The sequence below is a fragment of the uncultured Pseudoalteromonas sp. genome (genome assembly GCF_963922945.1).
In the GTDB taxonomy this organism is placed as follows: Bacteria; Pseudomonadota; Gammaproteobacteria; order Enterobacterales; family Alteromonadaceae; genus Pseudoalteromonas.
The window spans coordinates 27,206-41,973 of the sequence record NZ_CAWUKC010000026.1 but is presented as its reverse complement, the minus strand read 5'-3'; the positions used below and the strand labels follow the sequence as shown (position 1 = coordinate 41,973).

Annotated in this window: 15 protein-coding genes; 8 read left to right on the top strand and 7 right to left on the bottom strand. The window is 40.4% G+C overall.

From position 1 onward, the window contains the following. Entirely contained in the window at window positions 1-495 is a 495-nt protein-coding gene (locus AABI99_RS07915; RefSeq protein ID WP_338365103.1) for a hypothetical protein, read from the bottom strand. 101 nt (window positions 496-596) lie between these two features. Between AABI99_RS07915 and AABI99_RS07910 the strand changes: the two genes are divergently transcribed. Further along, window positions 597-1,133, top strand: a complete 537-nt coding sequence (locus AABI99_RS07910) for a thioesterase family protein (protein ID WP_338365102.1) — start codon at window positions 597-599, stop codon at window positions 1,131-1,133. A 60-nt stretch (window positions 1,134-1,193) separates the two neighbouring features. On the opposite strand, the gene AABI99_RS07905 is transcribed toward AABI99_RS07910, so the two are convergent. Then, complete coding sequence (locus AABI99_RS07905) at window positions 1,194-1,847, bottom strand: OmpW family outer membrane protein (RefSeq protein ID WP_338365101.1); 654 nt, start codon at window positions 1,845-1,847, stop codon at window positions 1,194-1,196. A 261-nt stretch (window positions 1,848-2,108) separates the two neighbouring features. Here AABI99_RS07905 and dapE point away from each other — a divergent pair, with 261 nt between their 5' ends. Then, complete coding sequence (dapE, locus tag AABI99_RS07900; protein ID WP_338365100.1) at window positions 2,109-3,293, top strand: succinyl-diaminopimelate desuccinylase; 1,185 nt, start codon at window positions 2,109-2,111, stop codon at window positions 3,291-3,293. Between the two features lie 319 nt (window positions 3,294-3,612). Here the strand turns inward: dapE and AABI99_RS07895 are convergent, their stop codons facing one another. Further along, window positions 3,613-5,319 carry a lysophospholipid acyltransferase family protein gene (locus AABI99_RS07895; protein ID WP_338365099.1) on the bottom strand — a complete coding sequence of 569 codons (1,707 nt, stop codon included), beginning with the start codon at window positions 5,317-5,319 and terminating at the stop codon, window positions 3,613-3,615. A 161-nt stretch (window positions 5,320-5,480) separates the two neighbouring features. Between AABI99_RS07895 and AABI99_RS07890 the strand changes: the two genes are divergently transcribed. After that, entirely contained in the window at window positions 5,481-6,401 is a 921-nt protein-coding gene (locus tag AABI99_RS07890; protein ID WP_338365098.1) for a glyoxylate/hydroxypyruvate reductase A, read from the top strand. Window positions 6,402-6,497: 96 nt separating this feature from the next. Further along, complete coding sequence (locus AABI99_RS07885) at window positions 6,498-6,638, top strand: hypothetical protein (RefSeq protein ID WP_338365097.1); 141 nt, start codon at window positions 6,498-6,500, stop codon at window positions 6,636-6,638. A 101-nt stretch (window positions 6,639-6,739) separates the two neighbouring features. On the opposite strand, the gene smrA is transcribed toward AABI99_RS07885, so the two are convergent. The 3 genes from smrA to AABI99_RS07870 form a co-directional block, all read right to left on the bottom strand. After that, window positions 6,740-7,321 (bottom strand): DNA endonuclease SmrA, encoded by a 582-nt coding sequence (gene smrA, locus AABI99_RS07880; RefSeq protein ID WP_338365096.1) that lies wholly within the window; start codon window positions 7,319-7,321, stop codon window positions 6,740-6,742. Between the two features lie 128 nt (window positions 7,322-7,449). Next, window positions 7,450-7,695: a hypothetical protein gene (locus AABI99_RS07875; RefSeq protein ID WP_338365095.1), complete on the bottom strand. Its 246-nt coding sequence runs from the start codon at window positions 7,693-7,695 to the stop codon at window positions 7,450-7,452. Window positions 7,696-7,801: 106 nt separating this feature from the next. Then, the gene (locus AABI99_RS07870) at window positions 7,802-8,239 is read right to left on the bottom strand and encodes a hypothetical protein (RefSeq protein ID WP_338365094.1); all 438 of its coding nucleotides are present in this window, start codon (window positions 8,237-8,239) and stop codon (window positions 7,802-7,804) included. 102 nt (window positions 8,240-8,341) lie between these two features. On the opposite strand from AABI99_RS07870, the gene AABI99_RS07865 reads away from it, so the two are divergent. After that, complete coding sequence (locus tag AABI99_RS07865) at window positions 8,342-8,725, top strand: response regulator (RefSeq protein WP_338365093.1); 384 nt, start codon at window positions 8,342-8,344, stop codon at window positions 8,723-8,725. Between the two features lie 70 nt (window positions 8,726-8,795). Here the strand turns inward: AABI99_RS07865 and rpsT are convergent, their stop codons facing one another. Next, window positions 8,796-9,056: a 30S ribosomal protein S20 gene (rpsT, locus tag AABI99_RS07860; RefSeq protein ID WP_004588355.1), complete on the bottom strand. Its 261-nt coding sequence runs from the start codon at window positions 9,054-9,056 to the stop codon at window positions 8,796-8,798. Window positions 9,057-9,308: 252 nt separating this feature from the next. Between rpsT and murJ the strand changes: the two genes are divergently transcribed. The 3 genes from murJ to ileS all read left to right on the top strand — a co-directional run bounded on the left by murJ (window position 9,309) and on the right by ileS (window position 14,756). Then, a complete protein-coding gene (murJ, locus tag AABI99_RS07855) occupies window positions 9,309-10,889 on the top strand; it encodes a murein biosynthesis integral membrane protein MurJ (protein WP_338365092.1) in 1,581 nt (526 codons plus the stop codon). Between the two features lie 82 nt (window positions 10,890-10,971). Next, window positions 10,972-11,898, top strand: a complete 927-nt coding sequence (gene ribF / locus AABI99_RS07850) for a bifunctional riboflavin kinase/FAD synthetase (protein WP_338365091.1) — start codon at window positions 10,972-10,974, stop codon at window positions 11,896-11,898. Window positions 11,899-11,927: 29 nt separating this feature from the next. Continuing rightward, on the top strand, window positions 11,928-14,756 hold the full coding sequence (ileS, locus tag AABI99_RS07845) for an isoleucine--tRNA ligase (protein ID WP_338365090.1): 2,829 nt from the start codon (window positions 11,928-11,930) through the stop codon (window positions 14,754-14,756). The last annotated feature ends 12 nt before the right edge of the window (window positions 14,757-14,768 follow it).

Genomic DNA, 14,768 nt, shown 5'->3' with positions numbered 1-14,768 from the left:
CTAGTTTTTAGTACCCATGTTTTTTGTAACCCCATCAATGGCGATAGTTTCTATGCCATTTTCATCAAAATTGATCACAATGCTTGCATTATTACGCGTAAAAAAGTAGCTGCGACCATTGAGCTCAATCACGTAATTGCCTTTTACGGGGTCTTTAAATTGCTGCTTTTTTAAAGTAACGGTATGCTTACCTATTTGCCAATCAAACGCTTCAATAAAGCCATTATTAAACTCTTGTACCCACACTTGGCTATCGTCTTTTGAAAGTGTAATGGCAACAGAGTAAGAGTTAGGTAATTGCGACATATTGTAGCTTTTATCACCTATGGTAAATTTGCCAAGCTGCTGTTGCCATGCAAACCCAAAATTAAATGTTTTTTCTATGCCTGTTGGGTACGTCACTGTGCCAGGGCCTTTAATAGCAAAGTCGGCAAGGGCGTTATTACTAATAGATAGCAAACAAGCAGAAAGTAGTGCGGCTAATTTAAATTTCATAAGAATACTTTTTATATTTTATAGTGAGGTTAAAACAGAACATTCGCCTTAACAAGCGGCTATGTTACACTGGGTTAACTTTATACTGGTAAGACTTTATCGTGAACTTATATATTAGACTTCTTTTATTATTTTTTAAAATTAAGCGCAACCGAGACTACCAACACTTACTTGATACGGTTGATATTGATTACAAAGCATTGCCAACAGACTGCGATATAAACCTACATCTAACAAACTCGCGCTATTTGGCTATGATGGACTTGTCGCGGACTTGGATGATTGAGCGAATTGGCCTATTAAAACAAGTAATGAAGCGCCGTTGGTTTCCTATTGTTAATGCGACAGCCATTACTTATATTCGCGATATTAAACCCATGCAGCGTTATACTATTAGTACCAAGCTGGTGGGATGGGATCATAAATATTTTTACATTGAACAAAAGTTTCATTCAGCCCGTGGCCTGCACGCTATAGCGTATGTGCGCGGTGTGTTTAAAAACAAAAAAGGCATTGTGAGTATTGAAGAAATGCTTGAAGTAGCTGAGTTTGATGGTGTAGCGCCTATTTTACCTGCTGAAATTATGCACTGGAAAGAAATGCTTGAACAAAAAAAGGTGAACAACCTTCCTAAATAATTTTCATAAAATAAGGCCTTTCGGCCTTAAACACATAGAAAATAGACGCTGTAAACTTAATTAAAAGCTGTACCTTACACCAAACATAGCAACAACTGGGTCAAGTTCAACGGTTGATGTAAGGGCTTTTGCACCGTTTGCATACACTGTGGCATCAGTGTCTATATCAATCATTGATACCATGGCGTGTAAGCCCCAGTTTTTATCGATTTTATAGTTAGCGCCAATTTGTGCAATAAAGCCAAATGAATCATCGAGTTTTACTTCCACATCATCTGTGCCTAAGGTTGCCTTAAGGGCTTGTGATGGTTGCTCGTCAAAAAAGGTGGTGTAATTTATCCCCAGACCAATAAACGGGCGAAATGCATAACTAGTATCTAAAAAATGGTACTGTGCAAGCAGTGACGGTGGAAGCTGCTTGATATCGGCAATTTTATTGCCAGCTAACCCACCTGCGCCATTTACATCATGCGAAAACGGCGTGGCGGCAATAAGCTCTATCACCCACTGATCGTTAAATGCATAGTCAACTGTAATACCTAGCTGTGTGTCAGAGTCGCCTTTAAGACCCAGTGTTGGTGCTTCGTTAATTGCTGAGCTACTGTTATCTGGATTTACATTAATAGCGCCAACATTAACGCTTAGGTTAGCGTGTGCTGCAGGGGTAATAGCAAGTAAAGAGGTGAGTAATGCAATGCTGATTTGGGTTTTCATGTTGTGCTCCAATAACTACTTTTTGATTGACGCTATTATTACAACCTCCGAGCGTTGAAAACCTGTTCTAGATCAAAGTTTCAAAAATGTTTGAAGCATTTGAACGCTTTTATTGATTTAGATTAAAGTCCATGCCAAAACTATTTTAATTAATTGACACAGCAGTGTATTTAACGATCATCGCACTGTCTTAACTTTGCCATTATTTAGTCATATTGTCGCGCTTTAATAATTTTTCTTATGGTTATTGAGTGTGTTGTTATGTCTTTTGCAAAAGTATCGCAAAACAGGGTAAGTCAGGCTTTAAGTGCGGTGGTAAAAAATACACAAACGCTTATAAGGTTTGAGTCTGTAACGCCCAGCCAGGGCGGTGCAATAGATTGGCTGAGTAATGAGTTAACTGTACTTGGGTTTGACTGTGAGCAGTTTGAGTGTGAGGGCGTTACTAATTTAATCGCCCATATTAATTTTGATCAAACAGGACCATGTGTTGCGTTTTCTGGGCATATTGATGTTGTACCTGCAGAGTCGGGCAACTGGCTAAGCCCGCCATTTGCCGGCAATATTATTGATAATGCCGTGTATGGTCGCGGCGCTGCCGATATGAAAGGCGGCGTGGCGGCTATGCTTGGTGCTACTAAGTCACTATTAAGCAATACTGAAAACAAAAAAGGGCGTTTTTACTGGCTTATTACCTCAGATGAAGAAGGCGAGGCAGAATATGGCTCAGAGGTAATCGCTGCGCGTTTAGCAAAAAACAATATACAACTTGATGGTTGTATTGTTGGCGAACCGACAAGCTCTACAAACGTTGGCGATACAATTAAAAATGGTCGCCGAGGTGCTATTTCTTCTCGTATAAAAGTTCACGGCAAGGCCGGACATGTTGCCTACCCGCAGAACACGATAAATGCGGCGCATATCGCGGGTAATATTGTAAATTGTTTAAGTAATTTAACATGGCCTGAAGATGAACCTAGCTCTAAAACCACCTTACAAGTGACCGGTATTAATATAAATAATGTTATTGATAATTTAGTCCCTAGTGAGTGCGAAATTACCTTTAATGTGCGCTATAGCCATGGTTATACAAGCCGTAGCATAAAGCACTGTATATCAGCGGCGCTAAGTGAATACGCTCAGCACTTGGAGGTTGAATGGGAACGAGCGTGTGAGCCCTATTATACGGCACCAACAAACGGGTGGAGTTTATTGCAGCAATTAGAGCACACCATTTATGCGCAAACAGGGAGTTACCCCGTGTTAAGTACTAGTGGCGGTACTTCGGATGGGCGATTTTATGCAAACCAGCATACCCAAGTTATTGAGTGCGGCGTTAAAAATAGTACCATTCATCAGGTAAACGAGCATGTTCCGATTGATGATTTACTTAAAATTGAGGCCATTTATACAGACTTATTAGCACGAATTTTTAGCTATAAATAGGTGTCACGCCTGATAAAAATAAACAGCGAGGCTCCCCTCGCTGCTTTATTTGAGTAGGGCGTGTTGATCTTTAATGATTGAGTTTGCAGCAGTATGTTTGGTTTTTAGGCAAGGCAGAGCCTATGAAGTGTGGTTATTCCCCATAAATAGGCGATAACGCAGCATAAATGCCAAACATGCGCTGCCCTTCGGGTTCTGCCTAGGGGCGATAAACTCTTTGTTGCTCGGTTTTTACTTAGCCCACTAGGTTACAAACCTCGCGCCGCGATTAAATCGCCCCTAGATTGAACAAATTTCAATCCGTAAAGTTCAACACGCCCTAACCTAAATAGCGCTTTGCTTTATTTTCTTTTACGTTTTGTAAGTCTACCAGCACCAACCCATCAATACAGTTGTTAAAGTCGGGGTCGATGCTAAAGCTTAAAAACTTGACGCCGCCAGGCTTGCACAGCTCAGTATATTGCTTAAATAACGTAGGTACGTGTGCTCCCATATTAGCCAGTACATGTTTTAATTCTACAAAGTCTTCTTTTACATCGTTGCCGCTAAAAACAGCTTTACACTGAGTGAGTTGCTGCTCGCTTAATTTAAATTCGTTATTGGGGGTGGCAAGGTGTTGCTCTGATTTGTAATAGTGTTGATAGTAATATACGAGCATGGCTTTAGCTTGTTCTGGTAAAGCATTAGAGACACTCACTGCGCCGAATAAGTACCGATATTGCGGGTAGTTTTTAATAAATGCGCCAATACCGTACCATAAGTAGTCTAGGCTTTTACGCCCCCAATACTTAGGTTGCACAAAGCTGCGGCCAAGTTCTATACCTTGCTCTAAATAGGGTTTCATTGCTTGCGTATAACTAAATAAACTATCGGTGTATAAGCCTTCTCGGCCATGTTTATCTATTATTTCCTTTGCGCAAGCAAGGCGATATGCCCCTACTAATTCTAACTGTGCGGGGTCCCATAGTACTAAGTGTTGGTAATCCATATCATATTTATCGATGTCGCGGCGTTTTCCGCTGCCTTCACCTACCGCTCTAAAGGCTATTTCTCTCAGTCGCCCAAGCTCTCTAAACACCGGCGAGCTTCCCGTGTATTGATATAAGTGGATGTGCATGCCATCTTGTGTTTTACCTAATAATTGGCAACTCTCTATGGCTTTTTTTAGCTCTTTTCGGCACTCGGGTATCGCTATAGGTGTTTGAGTTTTGAGGGGAAGAGGTTTTTTGCTGGTAAGGCGATAAAGTTGTTTACGAATGAGATTAACGATTTCTTTATCTTTTAAATTTTCGATTAAATATGACTCAGGTGGAATGGAAGCACCAATTTCAAACTCTAATGATTTTTGTCGCTGCTTGAACATTTCTTTTACTAACAGCAAGCTTGCAAGCGGTTTGTAAATCATTGAGGTACCATAAAAAAGCGGGCTGTTTTTGGCTTTTATATATATAGGTAAAATAGGGCTGTTTGCTTTTTTAGCCATGCGTAAAAAGCCACTGTTCCACTTGCAATCTTTAATTCCGGTAGGGCTTAATCGAGATACTTCGCCGGCAGGAAAAATTAACACAGCACCTTCATTTTTTAAGTGTTTTTGAATATTGCTTAATTCTTGTTTTTTACTGGTTCCTGATAAATTATCGACTGGCAACAGCAATGAATGCATGGGGGTAACCGACATTAGCATTCGGTTGGCAACCACTTTTAAATCTTGCCTAACGCTGGATAGTACTTTTATCAGCGCGAGTGCGTCGAGCGAGCCAATGGGATGATTAGCTACAATAACTAATTTACCTTCGCTGGGAATATTTTCAATTTGTGTTGGCTTGTAGCGAGTATCAAAGTCAAGTTCATCAAGCACTTGCTCAACAAACTCTAGCCCTTGTAAATGAGGGTAAGCATCGCCAAAGGCAACAAATTCTTGTTCATGTAATAGGTAGCCAAGCCCTTTTTTAACTAAACCTTTTACTTTTGGGGAGTTCTCTAATTGTGGTAAGTTTGCTGCTATTACTTTATCAACGCTTATCATTTTAACCTCGTTTACAATTTGGCCTATTCGCCATGTTGTTTAGAGTAAAAAAAGGGTGTGACATTTACTTTGCAGTTGTGTGACTTTTTAAAGAGTAAATAATCAGCAGTAAATTTACTCAATGATGAAGGTAAAAACATTAGAGTTTATTAGGAGTTTACATGTCGGTTTTAGTTGCCATTTCAGGGCGCGATAATACAAAATTAATAACAAGATTAACTGAGTTGTTACCTAATGACACTATTGAGCAATGGCCATCGTGTAAAAACCCCAGTGCAGTGGAGTTTGTACTAGCTTGGAATGCCCCTAATGACCTATGGCAACAATTGCCTAATTTAAAAGCCGTTTCTTCATTTGGCGCGGGTGTAGACAATATTAATATGTCGCTATTGCACGAGCATGTAGATGTGGTTCGTATTGTTGATGAGCAACTAGCTGATGATATGGCAGAATATGTGTTAACTCATGTGTTAGCTCAAAAGCTGCGCTTACAAGAATACTTTGTTAAACAATCACACAGTAACTGGAAGCCTAAACGCGCCTATAAGTATAAGCATGTTGGCATTTTAGGTTTTGGTGAATTAGGCAAAGCGTGCGCGGAAAAGTTACTCATTAATGGTTTTACGCTAAGTGCCTGGTCTAAAACGCCTAAAAAAAGTGAGCAGGTAAAGCTATACACTGAGTTTCAAGGGCTTGATGAAATGCTGCCTCAAATAGATTTTTTAGTGTGTTTATTGCCACTTACTAAAGAAACAAAGGGGATTATAAACGCACAACTATTGGCAAGGCTCCCTAAGCATGCTTGCGTAATAAATGTAGCAAGGGGAGAGCATGTTATAGAGCCAGATTTATTATCAGCGCTAGATTCAGGTAATTTAAGAGCGGCAACTCTTGATGTATTCACCGAAGAGCCATTACCAGACTCTCACCCATTTTGGCAGCACCCAAAAGTGACTATTACCCCACATTGCGCAGCAATATCAGACTTAAATAGTGTTACAACGCAAATTGCAGATAATATAAATCGCTTAAAAAGCGGTCTTGCGTTAAATAATCGAGTCAATAGAACAAAAGGTTATTAGTAGATAGCAAAACAGTTTAACAAACAGCTTGTTAACATTTGTAGTTTTAATTAATGTAAAGTTTAGTCACTAAAATAAAAATAATAAGAGTAACTTATGAAATCAAATCAAGGTGGAGTAAAGCTTAGTTTAGTCGTTGTGTCTATCATAGTGCTAGGGGTGTCGGCTTGGTTTAACCAGGCGAGCGCAGATCAAGTGCCGCAAAGTGAAAGCTCACAAACATCGCAAAGTGAGTAGCTACATTTGTAAGTGCAGTATAAGGGCACTTGCTTAGGCCTTTGTAACGCTGTCTAATGGGTTATTTAGGCAGGTTACTGTCGCCTTATAAAGTAGACTAGTTAATACCGTTTAGCATGGATCTCGCGATTTTCATGTTTTTTCTCATCACTTTTTTTAAGCAATACATACGTTGCGCCACTCCCTCCATGGTGCTTTAGTGCGCTATGATACGCTAATACTGCAGGGAGTGCTTGTAGCCACTTGTTTACATAGCTTTTTAGAATACCCGGCCTAGCTTTATTTTTTATGCCAATGCCGTGGCGTATTAGCACAACACGGATATTTCGCTGGTGGCAATCATTTATAAAATTAAATAGTGTTGTGCGTGCATGTTTGAGTAATTGCCCGTGTAAGTCTAATGTGGCATCCACTTGGTATTTTGCTAAACGAAGGTTTTTAAATACAGCGCTTTGTACCCCGTCTTTCTTAAAACTTAATAATGCATGTGGATCTATAAGCTCTACGTGCTCAGATTGTAAGTAATTTTCATCATTTGCGAGACTTTCCTCGGCTGCTTTTCGCTTTTCTTGCTGAGCAAGGCTTGCATTGGGATTGTTTGGCGCAGGGGGGATAGTATCGTGGTTAATAGGTTTTACATCTTCCATAGAAGATAAAAATAAATCGAAATCAGATAAAGACATAGTAAGACCTAAATGGGGATTAGTACGCGATAAATTTTATCTTAGTTCAATCTGATGCCCAAGCCTTTTAATTTTTCAAATAAAAAAGCCCGGCAAAGCCAGGCTATAAAATATTCTAAGGAGAAATATTATCTTTGCGTTACATTAAATTGCCCAAATGTATACACTTTGAACAAATAAAAGGTGTTGATCAGCACTAAACTCATATTTGATATAACACTAGACGACATTAAATCTAAACTAAAAGACAAAAATAACAGCCCACACGCACTAATTGCTGCAACACGCAGTATAGTTATGTGGTTAATAAAGAATGCACCTAAACCTAGTGCAAGTAGTATAGTATTTAAAAGCCAATCTAGCTCGTTTAACATGGTCGTTTCAGTAGTTCAGTTGTTGAAAAAAGGAGCGCCATTATGTTGATCTTTTGCACACCTTTCAACCAAGTAATTTTAAATTTTCAGATTAGTTTTTTTTATGCTAAATGTAATTAGCCACTGCTGCAAAAAAGCCATTATTTTTTATTAGCTGATATTTTTGACAGCTTTGCGGCGCCTTCTTATCCATGCATAAATAAAGCGCATTACGCTTTTCATCTAGCTGCGGATGCAGGTTTGAATCGAGTAATGTGCGGCCATAACCAAAAATACCAGGCCAATAAATACTTTCACTTACTAGCCCTAATTTTTTATAGGTAAGTAATGTTGGTTTTGGAAAAATAATGATGACTAAAAAGATAACCGCCAAGCAAATAAGTAATCCTTTTTTTGACTTGCTAGCATTCGCTTTAACAATGGGGGCAGTATTAGCTGAAGAGGGAGGCGTTGCCTGAGACCTATTGCGCGGCTTTTTTACTGGGGTTTTTCTTTTTTGCGGTGTTTTACCAAGCAATGACTGTTTTTTTGTGTTGTTTGACATAAAGCAAATCTGGCCTTTTTAGCGTAGGTCACTATAATAAAATGATTAAATACTTAGTTATATAATAACTTATACAATGCATTTAGCCTACGAGGACGATACATGGATACGCAGCTATCAATTTTAATAGTAGATGATGTTAGCACAGTGCGTAGTTTTTTGAGCCAAACGCTCATGCACTTAGGAATAGAGGACGTTAAGGAGGCGTCAACGGCTAAACAATGTATTAGCGAATGCCAAGCTGCCAACTACAATCTGATTTTTTTAGATATTGAACTGCCTGATGGTGATGGCAAAGAGTTAATTGCAAAGATTAATGATATTAATCCAGAGGCTAACGTGGTGATGGTGTCTGCTCATTCGGCGGTAGAGAATGTAAAAGAGGCCATAGATAAAGGCGCAAAAGGGTTTGTGGTTAAGCCGTTTACTCCTAAAAAAATAGCAGCAGTATTGAAAAAGTTTTATCCTGACTTAGAAAATGTGTAATGGATTATTAAATACCAAACTGTAGTTATAAAAAAACCGGCGTAAGCCGGTTTTTTAATCATAAAACAAATTATAGCGCTTTAATTTTAGCTGCTAAACGGCTCTTGTGACGAGCTGCTTTGTTTTTATGAATTAGACCCTTAGTTGCGTAACGGTCTAGGATAGGTGTAGCAACAGAGAAAGCTTGCTGTGCAGCTTCTTTATCACCAGCTTCAATAGCAGCGGTTACTTTTTTGAAGTAAGTACGCATCATTGAACGACGGCTTGCGTTGTGCTGACGGTTTTTTTCGCTAGTGATAGCGCGTTTTTTTGCAGACTTGATGTTAGCCAAGGTTTGCTCCTAACAATCTTAAATAAAGCTTAAATTAAAGGCCGTGGAATATGCCTGTTTTTATCATGAATGTCAATGTTAATTTAACAACTCAAGAAAAACTGCTCCTTATAACGAACATCAATTTGCCGCTTTAGCAGTTAATAGCGCCATTGTAACAAAGCACAGACGCCCAGCCTAGTGCTTTAAAGCGATTTATAAAAAAGTCTGTGGCATAATTACGCTAACTAAAGGTTTTTAAGTAGGTTTAAGGTGTCAAAAGGATTATTTCGTTCCGGTATGATTGTAAGCTGTATGACAATGATATCGCGCATTTTAGGGTTAGTGCGAGATGCTGTCGTTGCAAACCTATTAGGTGCAAGTGCTGCTGCGGATGTTTTTTTATTTGCTAACCGTATTCCCAATTTTTTACGCCGCTTATTTGCTGAAGGTGCCTTTGCTCAGGCATTTGTGCCGGTACTTAGCGAAATCAAAGAACATCATGGCGATGATAAAGTGAGACTTTTTGTTGCTCAAGCGGCCGGCACGCTAGGCACAATTTTACTTTGTGTGACTATTTTTGGGGTGCTTGCATCGCCTGTCATTGCTGCTTTATTTGGTACGGGCTGGTTTATAGATTGGTGGCAAGGCGGCCCTAATGCAGGTAAGTTTGTGCTGGCAAGCTCATTGTTAAAATTGACTTTTCCGTATTTGTTGTTTGTTAGTTTAGTTGCACTTAGCGGTGCGGTGATGAATGTGTATAACCGTTTTGCTGTGGCTGCCTTTACACCTGTTTTACTTAACATATCTATTATTAGCTGTGCTATTTTATTGCACGACAAATTTAGTGTCGGAGCCTATGCGCTAGCCATTGGTGTGTTTGTAGGCGGTATAGTGCAGCTGTTGTTTCAATTACCATTTTTGTACCGTGCAAGAATGTTGGCTCCTCCTCGCTGGGCTTGGCAAGACGAAAATGTCAAAAAGGTGCGTAAGCTGATGCTACCGGCATTATTTGGTGTTTCAATAAGCCAAATTAATCTTTTGCTCGACACCATGATTGCATCGTTATTAATGACGGGCTCTATCGCATGGCTTTATTACTCAGATAGATTAATTGAGTTTCCACTAGGTTTGTTTGGTATTGGAATTGCGACTGTTATTTTACCCGCGCTTTCTAAACTACATAGCACTAAAAAACTCAGTGATTTTCAACATACGTTAGATTGGGGGGTGCGGTTTGTTATTTTTTTAGGCATTCCCGCCATGGTTGGTTTGATGATTATAAGCCCGCTGATCATCACCGTGTTATTTGATCACGGTGCATTTAAAGACGCCGATACTGATCATGTCAAAGCGGTTAGTTTGGGCGTGGTTGCTTACTCTGTAGGGCTTGTTAGCTTTATGCTTATTAAAGTATTAGCGCCGGGTTTTTACTCGCGCCAAGATACCAAAACACCTGTGCGCATTGGTATTATAACGCTGGTACTTAATATGGTATTTAATATCATGTTAGCCCCTTTTATTGGTTATTTAGGACTGGCTTTAGCAACGTCTATGTCGGCTAGTTGCAACGCGTTTTTACTTTATAGGCAACTTAAAAAAGAAAATGTGTATCAGTTTTCTGCAATGAGCCTTCGCTTCACTTTAAAGTGTATAGTGGCAAGCTTGATAATGGGCGCACTAACTTGGTACGTCAGTAGTCGTTATTATTGGGCTACATGGCATTTTTCTGAGCAGGTTATGTTACTTATTGCCTTGTTAGTGATTGCAGCACTAAGTTACTTTGCTGTGTTGTTTTTGCTAGGTGTAAGACTAAATACGATAAAAAGTGTAGCAACTACTGAATCAAACTAAAAAAAAGATTATAATCGGCAGCCCTGTGGTTCTGAACGATTTAAAGTCGTAATAATACTCGCTGAAAAAGGCATTAGGTGGCATGGAGTTAATTAGAGGTATACACAATATTCGAGCGCAACATTATGGTTGTGTATTGACTATTGGTAATTTTGACGGCGTGCATTTAGGCCACAGTGAAGTGTTAAAAGGGTTGCTAGCTGATGCTAAAGCGCACAACTTACCCAGTACAGTGATGTTATTTGAGCCTCAGCCACAAGAGTTTTTTGCCAAAAATAACGCACCAGCAAGGCTTACTCGGTTACGCGATAAGCTTAGGCTATTGAGCAATTTAGGTATTGAGCGTGTTATATGCATTAGCTTTAATCAACAATTTGCCAACATGCACGCTGAGCAATTTGTCAGCGATATTTTAATTAAAAAGTTAGGCGTTAAAGCACTCACTGTTGGCGATGATTTTAAGTTTGGTAAACAGCGTCAAGGGGATTTTAGTTTACTGCTTAGCATGGGTAAGCAAGCGGGTATGGATGTAAAAAGCACCGCGAGTTTTCGCCAATTAAATGCTAGAGTAAGCAGCACACTAATACGTGAAGCGTTAGCAGCAGGCGATTTAGAAAACGCTAAGTTAATGCTGGGACACAATTATGTTATTTCTGGTCGTGTTATTCACGGTTGGAAAAAAGGGCGTGAGCTTGGTTTTAGAACGGCAAATATAGCGCTTAAACGCCAAGTTTGCCCTGTTAATGGTGTATTTGCAGTAAAAGCAAATATTGCCGGAGAACACGTTTTTGGGGTAGCCAATATTGGCAATAAGCCCACTTTTAATGGAACACGTGCTTTGTTAGAGGTTCACCTTTTTGACTTTGCACAAGATATATACGGACAATTTATGCACGTGGAGTTAATTAAAAAACTTCGCGATGAGAAAAAATTCGAGACATTAACACAGTTAACGGCACAAATAGCAACTGATGTTGCCGCCGCAAAACAGTGTTTTGGTTTAAATTAGGTAGCCGATAGATACGGAAAGTAGGATTAATGAGCGACTACAAACATACTTTGAATTTACCGGAAACACAGTTTCCAATGCGTGGCAATTTGGCACAACGTGAACCCAAAATGCTTAAAGCATGGTATGAAGACGACCTATACGGTCAAATTCGCAGCGCTAAAAAAGGTAAAAAAACCTTTATTTTGCATGACGGTCCTCCGTATGCAAACGGCGATATCCATTTAGGCCACTCAGTAAATAAAATTTTAAAAGACATTATTATTAAGTCTAAAACGCTATCTGACTTTGATGCGCCGTATGTGCCTGGTTGGGACTGCCATGGTTTGCCAATTGAGTTAATGGTTGAGAAAAAAGTAGGTAAACCAGGCGTTAAAGTAACCGCGAGCGAGTTTCGTGAAAAATGCCGTGCTTACGCTAAAAAGCAAGTTGAAGGTCAAAAGGTAGACTTTAAACGTTTAGGTGTGTTTGGCGATTGGGACAAACCTTACCTAACAATGAACTATGATTTTGAAGCAAACGCTATTCGCGTGCTTGGTCGTATTATTAAAAATGGCCACCTTCATAAAGGTGCTAAACCTGTGCATTGGTGTACAGATTGTGGCTCTGCATTAGCAGAGGCAGAAGTTGAGTACCAAGATAAGCAATCTCCAGCAATCGATGTGCGCTTTACTTTTGCAGATCAAGACGCGGTTGTTAAGGCTTTTGATTTAGCAGAAGGCCATGAAGGCCAAGGCAGTGTTGGCACTGTTATCTGGACTACTACACCGTGGACTTTACCTGCTAACCGTGCGGTAGCGGTGCATGCAGATTTAGAGTACGCTTTAGTACAAGTCGATGATGAAGGCTCACAGCAACGTTTAATTTTAGGCTCAGAGCTTGTTAAAGATGCAATGGACCGTTATGGCTTTAATCATTACCACGTACTAGGTTATGTTAAAGGCGCAGCACTAGAGAATTTACTCGTTGCTCACCCATTTTACGATTTTGACGTACCTGTTATTGTAGCAGACCACATTACTACTGACTCAGGTACGGGTGTTGTTCATACTGCGCCAGGCCATGGTCAAGAAGATTTCGCGGCAGGCTTAAATTACAACCTTGAAGTAGCAAACCCTGTTGGTGCTAATGGTGTTTATTTACCAGACACTGAATTATTTGCAGGTCAGCACGTATTTAAAGCAAATGCCAGTGTAATTGATGTACTAACAGAGCGCGGTGCGCTAATGCATCACCATGCGCTTTCGCATAGCTACCCGCATTGTTGGCGCCACAAAACGCCAATTATTTTCCGTGCTACGCCGCAGTGGTTTGTAAGCATGGATCAGGCTAACTTACGTCAAGACTCGTTAAGCGAAATTAAAAATACCCAATGGTTGCCAGAGTGGGGCGAAAGCCGCATTGCAAACATGGTTGAAGGTCGTCCAGATTGGTGTATTTCACGCCAACGTACTTGGGGTGTGCCAATTGCTTTATTTGTTGATAAAGACACAGGTGCTCTACACCCAAATACGCAAGCGCTTATTGAGCAAGCTGCAGAGCTTGTTGAACAATCAGGCATTCAAGCATGGTATGACCTAGAACCAGCTACCTTGTTAGGCGAGGAAGACGCCAAGCAATACATGAAAGTACAAGATACGTTAGATGTATGGTTTGACTCGGGCGTAACTCATGCTTGTGTTGTAGATGCACGTGAAGAATTAGTTGGCCCAGCCGATTTATACCTAGAAGGTTCTGATCAGCACCGTGGTTGGTTTATGTCATCAATGATGACTTCAGTTGCCATTAATGGTCACGCACCTTACAAGCAAGTACTAACTCATGGCTTTACCGTAGATGAAAACGGCCGCAAGATGTCGAAGTCGTTAGGCAACGTGATTTCACCACAAAACGTGATGAATAAACTTGGCGCTGACATTTTACGTTTATGGGTAGCCTCTACCGATTACACCGCCGAAATGACGGTATCGGATGAAATATTCAAACGCTCTGCAGACCGCTACCGCCGTATTCGTAATACCAGCCGCTACTTATTAGCTAACCTAAGTGGTTTTGACCCTAAAACAGACCAAGTTGCTGTTGACGATATGGTTGAGCTGGATAAGTGGATCGTTGGCCGTGCAGCCCAATTACAAGAAGAAATTTTAGCAGCTTACGACAGCTACCAAATGCTATTAGTAACGCAAAAGCTAATGAACTTCTGTACCGGTGAGCTGGGTTCGTTCTACTTAGATGTAATTAAAGACCGCCAGTACACAGCGAAAAGCGAAAGCCATGCGCGTCGCTCTTGTCAAACTGCGCTTTATCATATTGCTGAAGCTATGACGCGTTGGATGGCACCAATTATGAGCTTTACAGCACAAGAAATTTGGGAAGCATTACCGGGTGAGCGTAGCGATTACGTATTTACATCGGTATGGTACGACGGTTTACACGCACCAACAAACAGCCAATTTAGCAACGATGACTGGCAAGCGATTCTAAATGTACGTGACGAAGTAAACCGCGTACTAGAAGCAGCCCGTAAAGAAGAAGTGATTGGCGCAACATTGCAAGCAAGCGTTAACTTATATGCTGAAAAAGCACTGGCCGATAAGCTAGCAGCATTAGGTGATGAGTTACGTTTTGTATTACTAACTTCAGCAGTGACAGTATCTGCAGTAGATAGTCAGCCAAGTGATACACAAGCAACCGAAATTGAAGGTTTATACATTAGCGTAACAGCTACCGATGCACCTAAATGTGAGCGTTGTTGGCATTACAGCGACGATGTAGGTTCAGAGCCTGCACACCCTGAAATTTGTGGTCGTTGTGTAAGTAATGTTGACGGCGAAGGTGAAAAGCGTCAATTCGCTTAGGAGTTTTACTCA